The organism is Reichenbachiella agariperforans, assembly GCF_900142205.1.
Taxonomy (GTDB): Bacteria; Bacteroidota; Bacteroidia; order Cytophagales; family Cyclobacteriaceae; genus Reichenbachiella; species Reichenbachiella agariperforans.
In genome coordinates, this window is record NZ_FRAA01000001.1 from 1,433,069 (window position 1) to 1,453,928 (window position 20,860).

Sequence of the window (20,860 nt, forward strand, 5' to 3'; positions counted from 1 at the left end):
ATTTTTTTAATTACTCCTTTATGATTCTCATGCTTCTACTGGCATTGTTTCCGCTGAATTTGAGGACGTACAGACCAGCATCAAGATGATCCATGTCTATCGTCAGCTTGCTCATATCATCCGCTACCTTGCCTTGATTCACCACCATGCCGTTGACATTGTAGATCACGAATTGTTGGTAGCTGCTTTCTGTCAATTGCACCGTCAGTCTGGAACTTACTGGATTGGGATAAAAAGTGAATGCGCTAGACGCCAACTCATCCAGAGGCTCATCTCGGAATCTTGCACCAGCACTGACATCATCAAACCTCCACTGCTGATTTTGATTGGTTGTGCTTGATGTCCATAGATATACATTCTGGTCTATTGCGCCATTATTTCCACCATCAAGAGAGAAGTTGGTACCGCGTTTTTCTAGCCTGTAATGTCCATTTCCAGCGTCTATTTTCAGCCAGTGCTGATTGTAATCATTGGCGTTGCATGTCTCGAGCGTTACGTCCTGACCATTGGCCCCTCCGCTACCTCCATCGATACAAACTGTGCTATTCAACTTTTGGTAAGAATAATACCCACCTCCTCGTGAGATTTCTGTCCAGGTCATGTTATCGTGCTGCACATAAGTATACAACTCTACACTCCGGCCCTCTGCACTGCTGTTGCCACCGCCATCGATAGCAAAACCCGTTGCGTTCCTTTTGACCAACTGAAAATCTCCACCAACAGTAGAGGCGACCGTACCATATACCTGCACCTCAGCCAAAGACAATGGGTTGCTAGAACCGTTGAGTTGTACCCGCACTGTTTCGCCCTGTGCCCCGCCTACTTGGATGGTCTGCGATGGATTAGGATAGGCACTGTAGGTCTGACTCCAGGTAGTCGTGCTACCATTCATCACCGAGACGGTAAAATTGCTCAGCCGATCCATACAGCAGTTGGTCCGATTGTACAAAACAATCTCATCGACCTCATAGGCACCTCCCAGGTCTACTTCCCACCATGGGTTCGATTCTGCGTTGGTATGCGTGACTGAGCCATGAGACCATACCCCACTCGTATTGCCATCTACTGCTCGGGAAGAGAGCCCTCCATGCGCGGTAGAGGATTGCGAAGTGCTTTTACCAAGTGCTATATTGTCGTTGGTGCAAGTTTGGTAATTTACCGAAGTACCTGTACCATTGTCTGTGACCGTGCCACAAGTAGTGATATCGGTATTCGTGGCTTTGTCTCCCACCACGATGGCATAGTTGGTATTGTTGGTAAAGGTGATATTGTTTGCGTTGTGATAGTAACCTTCGGTGGTAGAACCATTGCCAGTCATGAACCGATGGGCTTTTCGCTGACCACCGATGAGAATATCGATATTGCTCATCGTAGAAGTGGTCCCATCGTGAATTGTGACCTCATGATCTGTACCTGCAAAATAAATGGCTGTTACTTCACCGCTCAATGGGGTGACATGATTGTCCAAAAGTGTGATTTCAATGTTGGAGTTACTTCTAGCGACATCTTCTGATAGCAGTGCGCCGATAGAAGCGTCACCATCGCAATTCACCACATTGGTGTTGGCTCCTACCCAATAGCCTGTTTCGCATGCCAGTACCGTGCAGTTCTCGACATATTTGGTCCCTGATGCCCATCCAATCGTCACGCCTGAGCGCATCTTGACCACTGTACTGTTCAGTACTGTAGCGTTAGTTACCCCTCGGTCGTATTCCACACCATCTATGACAGTCTCCCCTGCATTGTAAGATCGGATGCCGTCTTCTTGCAAACTGAAATAATAGTTGCCAGTGATGTCATTCAAATTAAAGCCCCATATCGTTTGAAAATCGACATTGTCAGCAGGGCTTCCCGAACCTTCCTCTGCCAATACTTCATTGGTAGACCGCAATTCTCCTTCTACATAGCAGCCTTCTACGATCGGATCATTCGCTCCCTGAAAAAATATACCGTGTCCATACGAGCGACAGATAAAGGTAGAGTTCTTCACATGGTTGGAATTTCCTCTGATCAAACAAGCGCTACGCTTATTGTGGGCAATGACATTACTTCCACCCTTGCCAAAAATATCTCCATAGCCATATGGGTAAGAACCCCTCACCGTAAAATGACATCCCTCCAATCGGTTATTGGCACCATCGAGTACTACATTTGTCGCTCTTTTGGTAGGCTGATCATTCACCGAACCATCATCGACTACTGTCAGGTTCAGTATTACGTTATCACTACCTATGATACGAAACTCATGAAAATCCACATTGCCTACAGACTGTGCTGTTTCGGTTTCGATGTTGATCGTGACACCTGTAAAATCATACGTGCTGTTGTCTCCTTCAAAGAGGAAAACATTGAAAGAATTGCCTAGGTGAGTCGTGCCTTGCCAGTACTTGCCAATGGCCCCAGTACTCACATCATTGGCTGTCACACTATACGTGCCAGGGGCGAGTTTGACGTTGACATTGTCGTCATCCAGATAGGGGATCAATTGACTTAATGAACTGACGGTAGTCTGCGCGTAAACAGTCGTCATCGTGAGCAATAACACGGCCAGTGCCACCAGCCGCTTTAGTTTGCTATGTACACAATCGTACACAGCATGAGTAATAGTCTTTCGTTTCATGCTTCTTTTTGTTTAGTTAAAAATTCATAATATGCTTATCTCAAATATTCTGATAAGCACAGAAAGAATGCATGACTCATGAGTCAATATTGATAACACATGACTCACAAAAAACATGAAAACAGCTCATTTTTAACGTGTTACAAGCATTGTATAACTAAAAACAGGAAAATCAATCGCGCATACTGATGTAGCAACGAGCATATCACACAAGCCAAAATAGAAATCAACCAGACATCCTTGTCTCCAAATCAAGCCCAAATCACTGTACAGTTGTATTTGCCCCGAGAGACTCCTTTCGTATCAAAACAAAGGCCAATCGTTGATCACACGATTGGCCTTTATTCCTTCAGACTCATTACCCTTAGTCCATATCCTTGTCAAACACGTGGTTGTTCTCTCCCTGGTCGATGACCTCCCCTGCGGAGACACCAGTACAATTTCGACTGTTGTCGTCGAGTACGACAGGATAGCCAGAGAGATTGTGCAGGACGATATTGGAGGCGGAGTAGTTTTCATCTTTGCCTAGCATACCGATGGTGCGGTTGTCCCCTCCGATATTGATTTTGAGATTTTGGTCAGGATCGGGTACTGCATTGCGTAGTGTGACTTTGTGGTTGCTACCTATGATGATGGCTGCATGGCCACTGCCGTTGTAGCTCGCCCCTTCATAGGGCAGCAGAGTGATGTCTGCCGTCATGCCCTGGTCACTTGTATAGTCCACACCCAAAGCCGGACCATGCTGGGTGTCGGCATAGCAGTCCACAATATCTCCCGTACCGATACAAAATCCTCTTTCACAACCTATCACAGTCGTGCCAGATACATACTTCTGACCCGTCGCATGGGTCAGTGTGACCCCTGCGCGCATATTCTTGACCGTGCAGTTGATGATGGTAGGATTGGAGGTACCCCGGCGGTACTCCACACCGTCGATGATGGTCTCGCCACCGTTGTACGCGCGAATTCCCTCTTCGCCCAAGCACAGCATATAGCCTTTGGGCAGCGGATAGCCCCACACAGTCTTGAAGTCTACTTTGTCGGCATCAGATCCTGTGCCCTTCTCTGCCCACATGTCGTCAGTAGAGCGCATCGCGCCTTCTACATAGCAGCCCTCAATGATCGGCCAATCGGCAGCCTGCATAAAAATCGCATGACCATAAGATCGGTGTATGATCGTGCAGTTTTTCGCGTGGTTTTTGTAGCCTCTTACGAGAAAAGAGGAATGCTTCCTGTGCGGAATCACACTCTTCCCTCCTTTGCCAAAAGCCTCGCCATAGCCATAGGGATAGGCTCCTCTGGTCGTGATATGAAAACCTTCGACACGGTTGCTCGCCCCATCCATCACGATGTTAGTACCTCGCCGAGTAGGCGCATCGTGGACAGACCCTTTGTCTATAAGGGTCAAATTCTTCAACACGTTGTGATTGCCGATGATCTGCATCTCGTAAAATTCATCCCCATTCGGGAAAGAAGAGAAAACCTCGGTCTCGACCTGAATGGTCACATCCGTAAAATCATACACGCTATGACTCCCAGTAAACAGCAACAAAACATTGGAGTTGTTCTTGATTTGCGTTTGTGCATTGTATTTGCCCTTCTTTACCTCTTTGGCAGAAATGGTGTAGACTCCCGGCTTGAGTACTACCTCCACACTATCCTGAGTCAGATGAGGCATCAGCTCATCAAGGGAATTGACGGTAGTCTGGGCAAACGCATTCAGGCTCACCACCAGGCTGACCATGAAAACAGACAGTTTCATTTTATCATTCATCTTTGTTAAATCTAATCTCCTATTGATCTATTTTTCTCGATACGATACGTCCATACTCCCCCGAACCAGTACTCGATATCCTAATTGATAATGAGTCGTTGATCTTGCTTCGCTTCTTTTATTATTTCACCCTTACTGTTTATTTCGGTATCCTTCACACCTGGATAAGAAAGGACTTTGCAATTTGTCTCATTATCGAGCACAACATCTGTGGCGAGGGGCGTGGCTTTTTTATTAAAGTTACCATACCCTTGCCATGAAGCCAGCTTGATGGCCATCGACGAGGGGATGTAGTCTTCGTTGGCCGTTTTCACGATCACGTGGTGGCCTTCTCCATTGATCTTGGCCAGTAGATCGTTGGCCATCCCGTTGCGGCTGTCGAGGATGTTCATCTCTACATAGGCATTTTTGGCGTTGGTATAGGGCACACAAAAAGCCTCTGCATACTTGGCATCCGCGCTACAATTGATCAAAGTATCGGCATTGCCTACATTGTAGCCGGTGGCCACACAGTCGCGCACTACACAGTCGATCACCTTGTCGCCTGACGTACTCAGACCCGTGCAAATCCCGCGACGCATCTGGGTGACCGTACAGTTCTTCACGGTTGTGTTTTTTGTTTTGTGGCCGTTGTACTCTGGGTACATGCGTATGCCGTCCTCGCTCAGGGAGACGATCTCTCCTGGCATGATCTTGCCATCTTCGCGAATCATAGTGCCCTCCACATAGCCTCCTTTGCCGGCATAAAAATCTCGGTCAAAAGCATAGCCTGAGGTTTCCGCCAGGATGGCATCAGTGGTACGGAGCAATCCATCCACGTGACAGTTTTCGATCAGCGTGTTTTCCGCTCCCTGCAAAAAGATCGCATGCCCCATGGCTCGCATGTGCACTTTACATCCCAGCAGTTTCACATCTTTGGCGGGATAGCCTACACGGATGCCGTTCATCTTGCGTACATCACCGCCTCCTAGGCCATACAAGTAGCCAAAGCCCCAAGGGCTAGAACCGGTCGTGCGTACCTCCACATTTTTCAACACATCACCCTCTCCCACGATATTAAACATCTTGTTTTTGCTTTGTCGGCCCGGTGTATCGCCATAGGTCTCGATGTACAAGCCTTCGAGGGTGACGCGATCGCCCGACACCTCTATGGCACAGTACATGCTATTGCCATCGTCGCTTTTGGCCAGGTCGGGCCGGCTAAAGAGCTTGGTATCGACCATAAACCTCACCCCTCTGAGATCAAAATAGGCATCATCGCCCGTGATCCTGATGAACCGTATATTGTCCGCCTCGTCGATTTGGTAGTTGCCTGGCTGTAGCTTGACCCGAACGTGGCTTTTGTCGAGATACTGCTTCCATTCTGTAAGGCTGTAAACGAGTATCGTATCGGTTTCACTTGGCTTTGTCTTGGTCTGGCACGCGGCGAATACTATACACACCGCCAGTACCCCAAATATTTGCTTCATCATTGCTTTTTTGATTTCAAATCCTCCTTGTCATTTACTACTGGGATCACCATGTTCCATGTTTTCGTCCCATTGCCAAAACCACCTGGGCCGTCCATGGTGGCAAAAAAGATATGCGTCGGCTGGCCATCCTCCACAAACACAAATGGTCTTTCGAGCTGTCCTTGCTTGATGGTCTGGCCATTGTCCCAGGTTACTGTGCGGGTGTAGGCCAGCGGGTTTTCGTCCAGCACCCAATGGATGCCATCCTCAGAGTGCGCGAGCACGCCTCCATGGTGGTTGCCATCGCCGATGATGTCTCCTGTCATGTCTTTGGCAATCATGTGAAAGCCCTGCTCATCACTCCACAGATGTGGATCTTCCACTTCACCGAATTGCTCGGAAGAGAAAACAGGCTCATCCCCCACCACGGTGTAGTCTCCATCGTAAGCTGAAGCTGTTGCCACGCCAATGAACTGATCGCTGTGGGTGAGCTCGTCCTCCCTGTAGCTTCTACCTTTGAACAGCAGGACGACGGACCCGTCTTCCTTGATGAGCGGAGAGGGATTGGACGTGAGAAAGCTGTAAAATGAATCCGGCTTGACATCTAAAATGGGCTCGTCGAGCCGCTGCCAAGGGCCATACGGACTATCGGCTATCGCCAGTCCTACCCGCTTGCGCCAGCGCCCAACGATACACCATTTGCTCTGCAGATCGAAATCCGCCACATTGTCCGGCGTGACCTCCTCAAAAGGATGGGTCGACCCCATGTAGTAGAGCAGGTACTTGCCTTCGTGTTTGACGATTTTAGGATTGTGACAGGATCTACCATCCCAGTACTGCGCCCCACGATAGCCAAGTGCCACATCACTGAAGCGGTATGGCCCCTCGGGTGTATCCGACACGGCATGTACGATCTCCGATCTGATCATCCACCCTGGGTGAAAGGGTAGGAACTTGGGCCATCGTGAAGCGTACATGTGGTACTGGCCGTCTTCGCCTTTGACCACCGAGCTGCCCCATACCCAATAGTCCTCCATCTGCAGGCCTCCGTCTACAGGTGCTATGCCTAGATGGAGCCCACTATCCTCTTGAGCATCTACCGTCAGGTAGCTGACAAGAGACAAAATAACAAGAAGTGTTTTTAGTCTATTCATCGGTCAGTTGTGCATAGTTGTAATAAACGGCGCCCTCCATATCGCCAGCGGCATTGTAAAACCAAGTCTGAACGAAAGCCGGCCCTTTGGGCAGATTTTCGATCCTAAACTCTACACCATCGACCTCTGGATCTGCTTGTTTGGTCTGGTCTACAAAGACCTCTTCGCCATTCCATATTTTGATCCGTGCTGTAGCAATACCCAGTGCTTGACCAGGGCCCGCAGCACTCAGGGTGGTTTCGTCCTCGATCTCTTTGGGCCAGCGGCGCAGATCGAACTCGTAAGTCCCAGATTGATCAAATTCGACCGCAATAAAGCCACTACCCGTCGATCCCTTTTTTACATTGTCCTGATTCCAGATGACCGTACCATGAAAATCATGCGCCAAAAGATGAGACTCGGGCTCTTCTTCGCTACCTACTATGATGCGTGTGTACTCGTCTGATCGCTCGTCGACCAATTGCCACCACTCTTCGTACTCCTGCTGTAGCTCAGCCACCACATCGGTATAGGCGGGATTGTCAATGATATTGTTTTCTTGTTTGGGATCTACCAGCACGTCGTAGAGTTCCCAATCCGTATCGCTACTGTTTCGGATCAAACGCCATTTATTCACAATTTGATCTCCCTGCCAGTTGTCTTTTTTGACTGATAGCTTTTTGTATTTCTGGGGAAATTCCGTCCACATGTCGTTGATCGTGACCGCTCTGTTTTTGTAATCTTGAGGGTCATTGGTCGGATCTTCATCCAAAAATGGCAGAATACTGCGCCCCCGGATTTTGAGTTTCTCTGGTCTGTTTCCCAAATCCTTCAATCCCAATACATCCATGAAAGTAGGCAACCAGTCTATGTGGGCAGTCAATGCGTCGACCTCTCGGCCTTGGCCTTTGCCTCCCAGGTGTCCATTGGGCCAGCGAACAAAACAAGGCACTCGAGTCCCGCCATCATAGTTGGAGCCTTTGCCTCCACGCAGATAGCCCCCCGCACCATTGTCAGTAGTGAAAACTACAATGGTATTGTCCGCAATACCTTTGTCCTCCAAAAATTGCAGCAAGCGCCCGTAGTTCTTGTCAATGTTCTCAATGGTACCCACTTTGGCACTCACACCTTCGCGCGCATCTGGTGGCATCACATGAGGTGCGTGGGCCGTACCTAGCGGTATGTAGGCAAAGAAAGGCTTCTTATTCTGGATGTTTTCTTCCATAAAATCCATGGCTCGGTTCATGAAGAAATTGGTCGTAAAAGTGCCTTCTATACCATCGTCTTCATCGGTCATTTTGACCAACTCATCGTTGACCCACACGCTGGCGGTTTGATTGGTATTGTCCCAGTAGTCGGGCTGCTGTCCCGTGCCTCCACCTTTGATCCAAGCTACATGCTCAAAGCCACGGTCTTTCGGACGGAAAGGGTAATTGTCTCCCAAATGCCACTTGAAAAACAAACCTGTCGCATAGCCGTTCGCTTTGAAGATATCCGCCATGGTGATTTCGTCGGCTCGCATCATATTGCGGCCATTGATCGTATGCCAAACGCCCACTACATCGGCGGGCCTACCGGTGAGCAATGCCGCCCGGGTAGGCGAACAACTCGGCGAGACATGAAAATCCGTGAGTCGAACCGACTCCTTTGCGAAATTGTCAATATTGGGCGTTTGAGGGGCATTTTCTTTGTAGTATGAAAATGCGCTGTGGCTGATATCATCCGGCATGACGAAGATAACATTGGGTCGGGAATCTTTTTGCGGCAATGATGTCGACTCACAGCCTAAAAACCCCAGAACCAAGCAACCTACTAGTAGAACTAGTCCCATTGTATTTTTCATTTCTCTTTTTTCCATTTTCCTATCAAAGTAATCTGGTCACCAGACTGCATCTCGATATCATAGACATTACTCTTAGGTGGTGTGTACCCTTCTAGCTTGGCCTTTTCGGAGATCAATGGCTGCTGGATCTCTGGCGTCTGGTAGAAAGCGTTGGGATTTTCTCCTTTCGCCTGCTTTAGTTTTTTTCTATCCAAGGTCAATGCACTGTATGACCGAACTCTGAGGTTGCCGTCTAGCGTAGCGCGGATTTTGGCCTCCACCAATTGTCCGTCTTTCCATTCCATAGACTCAATCACAAAACCTCCTCTGGCTCTGAGTCCGGTCACCTTGCCCTCTTTCCAGACGTCAGGCAGGGCTGGCAGCAAGTGAATGGCACCATCGTGACTCTGTAGCAGCATTTCGGCTAGACCAGAGGTAAATCCAAAGTTGCCATCGATCTGGAAGGGAGGGTGTGCGTCGAGCATATTGGCATAAGTGCCGCCCCCTTTGGGCGAATCGGGTCTGCCTACAAGTTTGATCTGTTCGCCCATGAGCTTGTAGGCATGATTGCCGTCGAGTAGTCGCGCCCAGAGGTTGATTTTCCAGTTCATCGACCAACCGGTAGATGGGTCACCTCTGTAGATCAGCACATTCTTGGCTGCCTCGAAAAGCTCTGGATTGCGATAAGGTGATATCTGATTGGACGGTTGCAAAGCATAGAGATGCGAGACATGCCTGTGCTTGTCCTCAGGATCATCCCAGTCCTGGATCCACTCCTGGATTTGCCCATGTTGCCCGATTTGGATCGGTGCAAGCTGCGGCAAGGTGTGTTCTATTTCATCAATGATCTCCGCATCTTCTCCTAGCAACTTGGCCGCTGCGGCAGTCTTGGTCAGGATATCAAATACCAACTCATTGTCCATGGTAGCGCCGTACTGGATATTGACCATATTGGGAAAATGCGCTGGGCGGTTTTCGGGTGAAGTGGAGGGTGAAATAATCAGCCATCCATGCTCCGGCTCAGGCACCAAGGCACTCAGACAAAACTGCGCCGCCCCCTTCATGGCCGGGTATACTTCTCGCAGATAGGTCAAGTCTCCGCTATACTGGTACTTGTCCCATAGGTGCTGCGACAGCCACACCCCGCCCATAGGCCATACGCCCCAGGTAGCACCATCTACAGGTCCGCAGATACGCCACAGATCTGTATTGTGATGGGTGACCCACCCGTCAGCGCCATACATGACCTCAGCGGTCTGCTGGCCTGCTACGGACAGTTCTTTGACCATCTCGATCAACGGCTCGTGCATCTCCGGTAGATTCGTCACCTCGGCCGGCCAGTAGTTCATTTCTGTATTGATATTGATGGTGTATGCACTCTTCCATGGCGGGTTGAGCTCGTTGCACCAGATCCCCTGCAGGTTGGCTGGCTGCCCACCAGGCTGTGATGAGCTGATCAGCAGGTAACGTCCGTATTGAAAGTACAATGCAGCCAGAGCCGGGTCATTGACCGTACTAAAGTTTTTGATACGCTCGTCGGTAGGTTTATTTGCTTCTTCGGTCTGTCCCAAATCAAGCGCCACACGATCGAAAAACTGCTGATAATATTTTGTGTGTGCCGTTTTTAGTTCTTCATAAGTTTTGCCGTCGACAGCATTGAGATAGTCCACTGCGCGCGCATGCTGATCAGCAGAAACATCCTGATAGTTGACAAAATTGGTGGCAATCGAAACATAGACGGTCACGCTGTTGGCATTTCTTACCGTGAGCGAAGTATCGCCTGCAATCAATTCTCCGCCTTCTGGCAAAAACTTCACCCGTGTTTCGAATTTGATTTTTCCTTCGGTACCTGCTGCATCTTCAGGCAGACGATTGCTTTTTCGGTCGTTGTTTCTACCGACCATTTTCAACAGGTCATTGCCTTCTGTGGATATCGTCACCAACTCCGGTTTGGGACGGTCCATAGTAGAAGTGAAGCTAATCTGCCCTGGTTTGCTCGCCGTGAGTCGCACGACCAATACCTGATCGGCAAAAGATGTAAAAACCTCGCGTTGAAAATCTACTCCACCTACTGTATAGCTTGTCCTTTGGATGGCTCCACTGATATCCAGCTCACGATAATAGTCACTGTAATTGTCATGACCATCAAACTTGAAATACAAGTTGCCAGCGGTCTCGAAAGGCATGCCGTGAGAAGTCTTGGATATCAACTTGTCGTTGGCCAGATGGTGTGCTTCCTTGTACTTACCGTCAAAAAGCAGTTGGCGCATTTCGGGCAAAACATCTCTGGTTTCGGGGTTGTCATTTCGATGTGGCCCTCCTGACCAAAGCGTACCTTCGTTGAGTTGGATATTCTCCTGCTCAGGCACACCGAAAACCATGGCGCCTAAGCGACCATTGCCGATAGGCAGTGCCTCGTTCCAGTTGGGTGCCGGCTCGTCGTACCACAGTTTCAAGTGCTCTCTATCTGACTTCACTTCCATGCTGGATGGAGCACAAGACCCCAATACCAGCAAAAAGACTAGCCCATATACGTACTCAATATTTCTTTTCATAATCCCTTAATCAATCTGCTCGATCAGCACCAAGCTCCATGGAGTCAGCTCCCGATCAATCTCTATATTCCCCTTTTTATCCGCCGTGACAAGTTCCGTCTTTAGGTTCTCTGCATACTGCTTCATCACCTTGATCTGCTCACGTGTCGGTGGCTCTGGCTTGTCCATCGATTCCCAGTAGTTGTAGATATTACCGCTTTCCCAATCCAACACTTCTAGTTTGAACTGTGCCCCTGGTTTCAAATCAGTGAGTTTAAATTTCAGTTGTCTACTTTTACCATTTTCGTATTTGTCTATTTTTCGGATACTTGAAGGTACTGCTTTGTAGTGGTCTTCTGGGTAGTTGTAAGCCAGTGATACGATTTTTCCATCGCCAGAATCTCGGCTCACGAAGAGGTAATCGTTTTTGTAAAGTTGCTCATCGCCCAGCTGATGCAACATGCGGTAGGCATGATACGAGGGCTTCACCAGGCCCTGATAGTTGATCATACCAAATCCGCCATGAAAGATGCTTTCTCCACCGCCTTTTTCCTCAAAAATATCGGTGAATGTCCAAAAAGCCAGCGAGTTAGTCAAACCGATGCAGTCCAGGTTGACCTTGGCTATATAAGCTGCCGGAGGCAAGAAGTCATGCATCGCATCGCGGCTATTGGGGCTGGTATTCCACTCTGTGAGGTGGATTTCTGCATCAGGATAGGCACTTTTTTTGATCACCTCATTGAGCCATTCTATATCATCTTTTGTGGAGTTTACATATCGTGAAAAATCTTTCCCTTTGCCCGTTGTGGGGTTGAATGGGTAATCCGTAGGGTAAGGGTGGGTAGATATAAAATCCATCGGGAGTTTCTCTTCTTCACAAAAGGCTAAGAAATCTTCAATCCAAGAGCCTTTCCACTCTAAGTCGTTGATATTGTCTGCAGTAAAGGTGATCAAATCACCATCTCTACTCTCCACCTCTCCGTCGTACCTGCCATCTGCTACGAAGTTGCTACTCGATGGCCCTCCTACTTTCAAACGCTCGTCTACCGATCGCACAGCAAGTACAGATTGTCTATACAACTCAAAGTACTGTGACTTAGTCCCGTCGAAAAAACCATAGTATAGGTTAGGTTCATTCCATACCTCGAAATACCACGTGAGTACCTCGTCAATACCATAGCGATCCACACAGTGCTGCGTAAAAGCCTGTACCAAATTGTGCCACTCATCGTACTTGGACTCATCGGGTGTGATGTTGGCTTTCCACCAAAACTGCGTCTTGCTGTTTTCGGCTGCTAGAGGGGTAGGAAAAAACGCCAACTCCACAAAAGGTCGTACGTTCAGATCCAGCATACGATCAAACAGATCGTCGATGTACTGCCAGTTGTAGGTGATCTTACCATCCTTCTCGAAGACGGGGAACATATCGTCGTGGAAGATGCCATGGAATCGCACATACTCGAATCCACAGTTCTGCTGTACCATCTCCAGCTGCTCCAGCCATCCGGCACGCAGGCCTTCGTTGGCTCGCCCTGCCCCTACACTCTTGCTCCAAAAGTGTTCGAACTTTTCTCCTTTGGACTTTGCACTTACAGTGACCGGTTTTTGTGCCCAGGTCATGCCAGCTTGCACTAGCACCAATAGTAGTATCAATATTTTTTTCATGTCTTTATCTGCTTTATTCTAATTCAAAATCAGCCTCTATAGCCATTCTACTTAGAGGCTTGGGGTTTTATCATTGCTCGTCCTCAAACACCTGCTCCAACTCGATGTAGTCGATGGCCAGCTGCCCTTCGGAGGGTTTCCAGTTTCGTTTGAATATTCTCACCTGATTGTCACCTGCTTTGAGCTCTACGATACCAAAATCGATCGTGGTGAACGCCGTGGATTGGGGAAACTTAAACTCCCGGTACTGGTGACTATTGATCAGGATGTCGTGGTTGGATTCACCATCAGGCGAAGCGTACCTCACTTTGAAACGGTACTTGGCCGGTTTGGCCACTTGCGCCAGCATGGTCACGTGATCGTAGGGGTTGTCGAAGTTGGTCACATAGCCCTTGCCACTGTAGCCTTTGATCCAGGTATATACAAAGACATTGTAGAGTTCTCCGCCAGCAGCAAAACCATTCTCCGCCTCCAGGTGTATGGTCGTTTTGGTGCGCTTGGCTTTGCCCAAACCTTCTTTGGAAGGGACTATCGGGATGATGTTTCCTTTCTTGTCGTACTCCAGATAGTCAGCCATCACCGAACGAGTTTCGCTCAATCCCCCAGACAACCAGGCACTGTGATAAAACATGATGTCTTTCCCTTTGTAGGTAACAGTGCCTCCATGATTGGTACCACTTTGCCCTTCGAAATCATCGATGAATACTCCCTTATAATCATAAGGACCCAACGGCTGATCGGCCACTGCATAAAACATCTTCTCAGGCCATCTGCGTGGAGTCAGGCCTGGATAGGTCAGATAGTATTTGTCTTGACGCTTGTGCACCCAAGGCCCTTCGAATACATGTGTCAATTGTGAGGTCAACTCCACATAGGTCTCTGGTTTGATAGACATCAAATCCTCGTTCAGCTCCGCTGCGAAACATTTTCGGTCATGCCCCCAAAACAAGTAAGGTGTCCCTTCGTCGATAAAGATGGCCGGATCCTGACCAAACTCTACCCCCTTGACATAGCCCAGATCGGTGAATGGCCCCTCAGGCACATCACTTCGCGCCACCCCAGTACGGAACAACCCAATTCCGGCTTCTTTCATACAGTAGATGATATAGTATTGGCCTCTATAATAAGCAGCGTCCATTGCCCAGGCGTGACTCTCGGCCCAATCGACATTGTCTAAATGCAGGATACGTCCATGATCTGTCCAGTTGACCATATCTGTAGTGGAGAAGGCATGGTAGTCGGTCATGCCATAGTGGTTGTTGGACCCGGGCTCGTCGCGTGTGGTATAAACCCACAGGCGCTCATCCTCAGGCCATACATGAGGCGATGGGTCGGCGGTATACAAGTGTGTGAATATGGGGTTTTGTGCTTGAGCTATCCCCATTGAAATCATGGCTATTAATAAAAAAGTACTCCTACGTATCATGCTATATTTTCACTCGGCAACAGCAATACCACCCTACAAAATCAGTCATATAAAAACCATTTTTATGGAAGTCCTGCATCACCTGTCATTATGAAATTTAAAACTAGACATGAATGCAAACCAAGAGCATAACTTATGGTTCAAATAGCTATATATATGATCCAAAACAGCCTCTAATGCCTTGATGCTGCTTATTTCATAACATAGGAAAGAAAGTAAACCTCCATTCTCTATTTAACTATGAGCTCATCATTCATCCAACACGAGCAACGAAGCTTCTATATGATTATCTGTCCCAAGATCGGCCACCTCTCCGTTAGTAACGACCCTATTGCGGCTAGCTTCTGAATTGAGCTCCACAGGCATACCTGTAGAGTTATGAAGTGCCACCCTTGAGGTTGATGCTGAGCCCAAAGGGCTAAAACCATTGTTGGCAGGTGGTCGTGTGGTGCCGATTCTGATGGGGTGCGATTGTCCTCTTGTCATATTTCTCCATTTGCTTAGAGTTACCTGATGGTCATTGCCAGAGATGAGTGCTAGAGCATGTACGGTAGTCTGAGATTCAGTGGGTAGAAGAAACATCTCCACATGGGATGGTTGATCTCCATACACGTACAACAAAGGACCATGAGCAACATCACCACGGCTATTTTGAACCGTGACTCCCCCTACATTGTAACCCACTTCACACCCTATGGTTTCACTATCTTTGATCAACACATCGTCTGTGATCTTCCCAAAAGCAAAACCGATGCGTGTGTTTTTTGCCTTGCAGTTGACTGCTGTCACGGCTCCAGTTTTGATCCCTTTTACTCCACCTTTTCCGTACATTCGAAAGCCACATTCGTTAAGTGACTTGGTGTAGCCTCTTGGGATCAACTTCTCTCCGCTGTAATTAGTGTATACGGATGCAAAGCTATTGTCATACGCCAATCCCGAAGTTTCGGCGAGCATCGCATCGGTCGTTCGGGTCACACCTTCAGCGTAGCAATTTTCGAAATAGACATTTCGACCGCCCTGCACAAAAAAGCAGTGACCAAAGGCTTTCGAATAAATAGAACTATCTACTATGCTGTCGTTGAGTCCTTCGATACACATCCCGCTATGCTTTTGTAAACGAACGAGTGCTCCTCCACCTTTGCCCAACAAATCGCCATAGCCATAAGGTGACGAACCACTGATATTGAGCGTGACTTTTTCTATCTTCACATTGTCTCCTGCTACAGTCATGGAATGACCTCCTTTGAATGTAGGGTGATTGCCAATATCTGTGACTGTAAGCCCTTTGATATGAACGTTGTTTCCTCTCACATATAATTCGATGACTCGAGCCTTAAAAATGCTCAAGAGTTCGGTATCCACTTCTATAGTTACTCCTGTCAAATCAAAAGTATTGTCACTACCACTAAAATCGATCATAGCATATCTGCCTACACCATCCGGTTTCGTTTTCTTCACCACTTTCTCGGTCAGGTAATCCTTCATTTGATACACGCCAGGCTGCATACTGACGATATTTCCATCCTGAGCTGCATATTTGGCTAATTCAGTGATGGAATGGACCTTTATTTCTGCTGCCTGTATTGCGCTGTGGCTCAACAGTAATCCAATGATCCAGTAACCTATTTTTCTTTTCATATCTTTCGTTATTCTGCTTTGCCCATGACACTTCGCAATTGCTTTTCTTTGTCCTCACTCCAATAGTCACAATCCAGATTGATAAAAACGGAGGTATAGGGGATGGTCATATTGGTTTTGAGAATCAATACCTTATACATCTCCGACGCACGATCCAATTGCTCAATAATCTGTTCGTGTGACATCTCAGCAACTTCACTGCTACCCAATATCCTATTTAAATCCTCTTTGTAGCTCCCTACTCCAGGTGCATCTTGGTCGGTCACAAAAGCCAGCTCTTGATCGAACATAATTTTTGGCCTTACATGAGGACTTAATTCAATTTGCTGCAATAGGTAGGTCAAAATTTCTGTTTGGCTTTCCCCTGTTACCAGCGTGGTGATCCCTTTCGAATTTTGTGAAGGATAAGCCGAATCGGCAACCACAATCCAATTGCGATGGCCCAACTCAGCAAGCTGAGTATCAAATGCTGATTTCCAATCGTTTTGACATCCACAAAAAGTGATGATTATCAAGGCCAGCATCAGACCAATTTTCTTTCTTTCTCTATTCATCAGCTTTCTAAAATCCGTTGTATTGTTTATCTGATATCTAAAACTGCCTTTTCGCCCGCCTGAATTTTTAGTGGCTTTTCGAATGTCAATTGGGTCGCATCAGTCAAAGAGAAAGAGCTCAATAACAACGATCCATGAGCCACTGACAGCTCTACTGTAGAATCGGACTGTGTACATACGCCCCACGCACTGCCATTGGACCAAAACATACTTCCTTCGAAAGGGGCAAAAGCCATCGACTGATCCACAGCAGAATATTGAAACCCTGATAATGCGACCACTGCCCCCCAACTTGCCATGGCGCGGGCATAATTATGTCCGCATTCTGCCTCATTGAATGGGTTTCGTTTCAGACCATCATAGCGATCCCTGATATTTTTGATATTCAAAAGTCCATCTTCGGTTTGCCCTTCGTATAGCATCCCTACAGCCGCAGTGTATTCAAATCCTGTCATGGCTTCTGTGAAATAGGGGAAGGGGTGTTTCGGTCGATCGCCCGGATAGCTGGCCATCACGAGGGATTTTTCATCTCCTAGCACAAAGGAACGCATGCTGTTGAAATCCGAATTGCTATCGTCTCGATAGTTGTATTTCATGATGCTCTGCAAGGTGGTCTTTACGTTTTGCTCATCGGTAAGGTAGCCGAGTCCACATATGTGTGCGAGATATTGCCCTACCAGTTGATCCACCAGACATCCTTCGCCTAGCTGGTAATCCGGATTGCCAAGATCCTTGGATTCTAACCCCTTGAGGAGCGATGGTGCTATGTCATCTATACTTTCTGGTGCTTCTATCAAATGGATATAGTATTCGCCATTGAACAAGTTCTCATCGATCCATTTGCTGCCTTTTTCAAATAGTTTACGACAGGTTTTGGCAAATTTGACATCTCCTGTGTATCTGGCCATTTCTTCCGATGCTCGCAGTGCCCCCAGATACCAAATGCCCATTTGCGGGTTCGGTCCAAAATACTGCACATCCATCGTATTGTGCTGGCAGCCGTCCATCACGCCATCTTTGTCGGCATCCCAGCCTCCTTCTATCCAGCAGTATTCCATGGCCTTTTTCACATTGGGCCAGAGTTTGAGCAATAGTTCATCGTCTCCACTCAACTGCCAATCCCGGTACATACGCATGATGCTGCCCATTTGACCATCTGCTGCCGTGCGATCAAAGTAAGTGGCTCGCTCCAATGGCAATCCCACTCGGAAATTCAACATACCCAAATCATCGGTGGCGTGTCCATACTCGACTTCTCGCATTGAACGAGACAGTCCGCTAAACAAGAACGCTGTAGCCTGCTCGTAATTCCAAACATGGGTACAAGATCCATGACAAATCCCGCCTACATTACTCGTGCCTTCCCATCCAAAAAATTTGCCGTCTGCTGTTCTAAAACAGGTCTGGGTCCGAAGCGTACTGCTGTTGTACAGGGCGGCTTCTTTGACCACATCTGGCAAATCACTATTCACAAAGGAATTGACGAATTGCAAAGACTTCCCTTCAAGTTCGGGGATTTGAGGGATCACTTTTTCAGCCACGTCCCAGGCATCAGCATACTGGGTTGCATAATAATTCGTCAACCTATTGTCTATACCATCGTCTAGTGGAGACCAACTCATACGGTTAGGAAAGTGCCAGGTGAGGTAAAAAGTAACCTCTCTACTGCTATTGGCAGGCACGGTGACCTCCACTGCCAGCGAGCCCATAGGCCTATCATCCTCATTGGGTGAGCGGCCTTCGAGCTGTCCATCGGCACTAAAATCATCCCAGTAGTCCAGTCGAGCATTGCTCTACTCGTCTTTGCTCCAAGAGGTCCGATAGGTGATCTTTTCGTCTACTGAGGTAGTCAAGGCCATCGTTCCCCAGGCATCATCGCCTTGGTCCACGCCCTCTGAGCGCATGTATATTCCCTGTACCCCGTTGTCCTTGCGGAAATCGTTTTTATTATCTTTTGCGCCAGTAGCAGTCCAAAAGCCTCTCCCTTTCATTTCCTGATCCGACCCGTCCATACCTATAAAATTGGGTATGTTGCCTGAAACAGAAGCCTTCACGGCTTGATCCGAGGGATTATTCAACTCATAAGTGAGCACCGCTATGGGTATTCCGCTGGCATCAGCATCTCCAGGGATGTAGGGATTAAATGCCTTTATTCTCACATCCAGAGGCATATCGCTGTCCGAAAGCAACACCTGTCCAAAGGGATAGGCCGCCTTGAAAGTGCAAGAATCGAAACGAGGAAAACCATGGTTGGGTGTATTGCTCCCAAAAGGGCCTTCGTATAAAGACACGTCCAGGGGTCCTTCGAGCGCACGAGTGGCACGCTGGCCATCGGCTGTCTGGGTGAATAACGCAAAAAATGGCCCTATGTATCCACGGTGCTCACTGGTAGGTATATAACCATTGGCTCCAGTGTTCATAATCGCCCAATCTCTCAAATCTCCCCGACCTCCCAGCGATACCGTACCCGTCCCTATACCACCAATGGGCATCGCAATTCTGGCGATATGGTATTGATCGTAGCTAGTCAATACTGGCCAATCTTCGGCAGGCATTCGCACCACTTCTTGGATCACTTTGTGAGTCTTCCCTTCGGTGTCTTTCACAGCCTGTGCCTGTATCTGTACAACCGCCAGAAGACTCAAAATGTACACCCCCAATTTCCTTTGCATGGTTTCTTTCCTTTATTACCTATTCGAAATTCACATCTTTCACAAACTCATTGATCTTGACCTGATCAGCCGTCACCTTTTTTCCATCCAGCACCACATTGTCGAAAACCACCCCTTCGATGGTATGCTCTTCGTCAAAACCGATGAGCTGCATACTGGCATGGTCACGGATGATGTAGGGCTTCCAGTCCGTCCCGTCCTGAAATCCCGTGAGGGTCGTGTCTATCGGTGCGGAAGTCGCCACGATGTCTTTGAACAACACATTGCGCACATTGCCGCGCTCCTCGCTCTCCGTCCAGCGCGTCTTGCCGATCCAGCCTGAGATCAGCCTGCGGGCTTCCTCCACGCGGATGTTTTGAAAGGTAACATCGCTGATCAAAGCATCATCGCAATGGTAAATGCGCAAGGCAGTCTCGCGCCCTACATCATGGATCACGTCACAGTCTTCGAAGAGGATATTGCTTACATTTTCATGGATCTCCGCGCCTATGCTCAGGGCATGCGCCAGCTCGTTCCATACTACGATCTTTCGGGTATGTATGTCTCTGACCTCTCCCTTGCCGGGAAAAGACTTGACCACTACGGCATCATCCAAGGTGCGCATGAAGCAATTTTCGACCAGCGCGGTACGGCTGTTGGAGATATCCACCCCGTCGGAGTTGCCTCTCCAGCCGATGATCTTGACATTGTCGACATGCAGATTGTCCGATGCCTGTAGAGGGATCGTCCAGTGGCTAGGGTCGACGATGGTCACGCCCTCGATGCTCACCTGATCGGAGTGCTGCGCAAAAATGGTATAGCGTCGTTTCTTCTTAGGAATAGCCGACTGATCGATGATCCCCCGCCCACGAATGGTCATATTCGTGCCCTCCAAAAAGAAAGTAGGTGGTGTCTGATTCTGACCGATTACCTTCTCCATTTTTGCTTCGTCAGGATCTACCACGGCGCGCAAGTATGCCCCTCCAGCCAGATAGACGGTCTGGCCATCCTTTACCTCGACGTGGGTTACCTCATGTACGCCCGGGCCATAATAGATCACATTGGGGTCGTCCGAACTTGGTACGTTTTGCTCCATAGGATTGGCAAAAATGTGCAGGGACTCATGCCAGTCACCATTGAACTCGATCGTCAAATGTTGAGGTTGAGCCACCTCAAAGCTGACCGTATTACCTGCTATAGTCGGTTCGATCCCAAAAGAGCTAGGCAATATTTTTACTGAATCAACAGGTTTGGGATAGGTAACTGTCACCTGTACTGCTTCAGCGCCCATGTCGAAAGAACCAAAGGAGGCAAACCCAAACCTGCTCCTTGAATGATTGAGACGTGGAACGGGGTCTTTGGTGGCGACTTTGGTTTTGAAAATCGCTAATTCCTGCCCCTCCACAGTCACCTGATAGGCTGCGGACAACTCGATACCCTCTGGAGCTGCGTAGACCTTAACTTTAGTCTCCTGCTGCTGACAAGCAGTGCCCCCTACTATCCACCCGACTAGCATCATCATGCTCAATGTTCTTTTCCTTCTACCAGCGAATAGTTTCATGTTTGTTTTCATTAAAGATTCCTTCACAGTT

12 protein-coding genes and 1 pseudogene are annotated in these 20,860 nt (G+C 48.2%); all 13 read right to left on the reverse strand.

Features of this window, described 5'->3' with window-relative positions:
* Positions 1-10: 10 nt before the first annotated feature.
* The gene (locus BUB99_RS05625; protein ID WP_073120238.1) at positions 11-2,620 is read right to left on the reverse strand and encodes a galactose-binding domain-containing protein; all 2,610 of its coding nucleotides are present in this window, start codon (positions 2,618-2,620) and stop codon (positions 11-13) included.
* Between the two features lie 364 nt (positions 2,621-2,984).
* Positions 2,985-4,394 carry a hypothetical protein gene (locus BUB99_RS05630; RefSeq protein WP_073120239.1) on the reverse strand — a complete coding sequence of 470 codons (1,410 nt, stop codon included), beginning with the start codon at positions 4,392-4,394 and terminating at the stop codon, positions 2,985-2,987.
* 80 nt (positions 4,395-4,474) lie between these two features.
* Positions 4,475-5,866: a right-handed parallel beta-helix repeat-containing protein gene (locus BUB99_RS05635; protein ID WP_139280902.1), complete on the reverse strand. Its 1,392-nt coding sequence runs from the start codon at positions 5,864-5,866 to the stop codon at positions 4,475-4,477.
* Entirely contained in the window at positions 5,863-6,999 is a 1,137-nt protein-coding gene (locus BUB99_RS05640; protein WP_073120243.1) for a glycoside hydrolase family protein, read from the reverse strand. Before BUB99_RS05640 ends, BUB99_RS05635 begins: the two co-directional genes overlap by 4 nt.
* The gene (locus BUB99_RS05645; RefSeq protein ID WP_170863739.1) at positions 6,992-8,821 is read right to left on the reverse strand and encodes a sulfatase-like hydrolase/transferase; all 1,830 of its coding nucleotides are present in this window, start codon (positions 8,819-8,821) and stop codon (positions 6,992-6,994) included. Before BUB99_RS05645 ends, BUB99_RS05640 begins: the two co-directional genes overlap by 8 nt.
* Positions 8,818-11,355: a glycoside hydrolase family 95 protein gene (locus BUB99_RS05650; RefSeq protein ID WP_073120248.1), complete on the reverse strand. Its 2,538-nt coding sequence runs from the start codon at positions 11,353-11,355 to the stop codon at positions 8,818-8,820. The genes BUB99_RS05645 and BUB99_RS05650 overlap by 4 nt, the downstream gene beginning before the upstream one ends.
* Before the next feature lie 6 nt (positions 11,356-11,361).
* Positions 11,362-12,999, reverse strand: coding sequence for a GH39 family glycosyl hydrolase (locus tag BUB99_RS05655; protein ID WP_084190366.1), 1,638 nt, complete (start codon positions 12,997-12,999; stop codon positions 11,362-11,364).
* Positions 13,000-13,069: 70 nt separating this feature from the next.
* Entirely contained in the window at positions 13,070-14,383 is a 1,314-nt protein-coding gene (locus BUB99_RS05660) for a family 43 glycosylhydrolase (protein WP_073120250.1), read from the reverse strand.
* A gap of 291 nt (positions 14,384-14,674) precedes the next feature.
* On the reverse strand, positions 14,675-16,063 hold the full coding sequence (locus BUB99_RS05665) for a hypothetical protein (RefSeq protein WP_073120251.1): 1,389 nt from the start codon (positions 16,061-16,063) through the stop codon (positions 14,675-14,677).
* An 8-nt stretch (positions 16,064-16,071) separates the two neighbouring features.
* Complete coding sequence (locus BUB99_RS05670) at positions 16,072-16,617, reverse strand: RbsD/FucU domain-containing protein (RefSeq protein ID WP_084190368.1); 546 nt, start codon at positions 16,615-16,617, stop codon at positions 16,072-16,074.
* Between the two features lie 26 nt (positions 16,618-16,643).
* The gene (locus tag BUB99_RS05675; protein ID WP_317041707.1) at positions 16,644-17,879 is read right to left on the reverse strand and encodes a GH116 family glycosyl hydrolase; all 1,236 of its coding nucleotides are present in this window, start codon (positions 17,877-17,879) and stop codon (positions 16,644-16,646) included.
* 261 nt (positions 17,880-18,140) lie between these two features.
* Positions 18,141-19,289, reverse strand: a pseudogene (locus BUB99_RS20205) (GH116 family glycosyl-hydrolase); the annotation flags it as partial.
* Positions 19,290-19,308: 19 nt separating this feature from the next.
* On the reverse strand, positions 19,309-20,829 hold the full coding sequence (locus BUB99_RS05680) for a glycosyl hydrolase family 28 protein (protein WP_170863740.1): 1,521 nt from the start codon (positions 20,827-20,829) through the stop codon (positions 19,309-19,311).
* Positions 20,830-20,860 lie beyond the last annotated feature (31 nt).

Excerpts from the sequence above, each read along its gene's own strand:
- BUB99_RS05680 (WP_170863740.1), bottom strand. The coding sequence starts at position 20,829 with ATGAAACTATTCGCTGGTAGAAGGAAAAGAACATTGAGCATGATGATG.
- BUB99_RS05655 (WP_084190366.1), bottom strand. The coding sequence starts at position 12,999 with ATGAAAAAAATATTGATACTACTATTGGTGCTAGTGCAAGCTGGCATG.
- BUB99_RS05640 (WP_073120243.1), bottom strand. The coding sequence starts at position 6,999 with ATGAATAGACTAAAAACACTTCTTGTTATTTTGTCTCTTGTCAGCTAC.
- BUB99_RS05645 (WP_170863739.1), bottom strand. The coding sequence starts at position 8,821 with ATGAAAAATACAATGGGACTAGTTCTACTAGTAGGTTGCTTGGTTCTG.
- BUB99_RS05635 (WP_139280902.1), bottom strand. The coding sequence starts at position 5,866 with ATGATGAAGCAAATATTTGGGGTACTGGCGGTGTGTATAGTATTCGCC.
- BUB99_RS05650 (WP_073120248.1), bottom strand. The coding sequence starts at position 11,355 with ATGAAAAGAAATATTGAGTACGTATATGGGCTAGTCTTTTTGCTGGTA.
- BUB99_RS05625 (WP_073120238.1), bottom strand. The coding sequence starts at position 2,620 with ATGAAACGAAAGACTATTACTCATGCTGTGTACGATTGTGTACATAGC.
- BUB99_RS05630 (WP_073120239.1), bottom strand. The coding sequence starts at position 4,394 with ATGAATGATAAAATGAAACTGTCTGTTTTCATGGTCAGCCTGGTGGTG.
- BUB99_RS05660 (WP_073120250.1), bottom strand. The coding sequence starts at position 14,383 with ATGGGGATAGCTCAAGCACAAAACCCCATATTCACACACTTGTATACC.
- BUB99_RS05675 (WP_317041707.1), bottom strand. The coding sequence starts at position 17,879 with ATGCGAGAAGTCGAGTATGGACACGCCACCGATGATTTGGGTATGTTG.
- BUB99_RS05665 (WP_073120251.1), bottom strand. The coding sequence starts at position 16,063 with ATGAAAAGAAAAATAGGTTACTGGATCATTGGATTACTGTTGAGCCAC.
- BUB99_RS05670 (WP_084190368.1), bottom strand. The coding sequence starts at position 16,617 with ATGAATAGAGAAAGAAAGAAAATTGGTCTGATGCTGGCCTTGATAATC.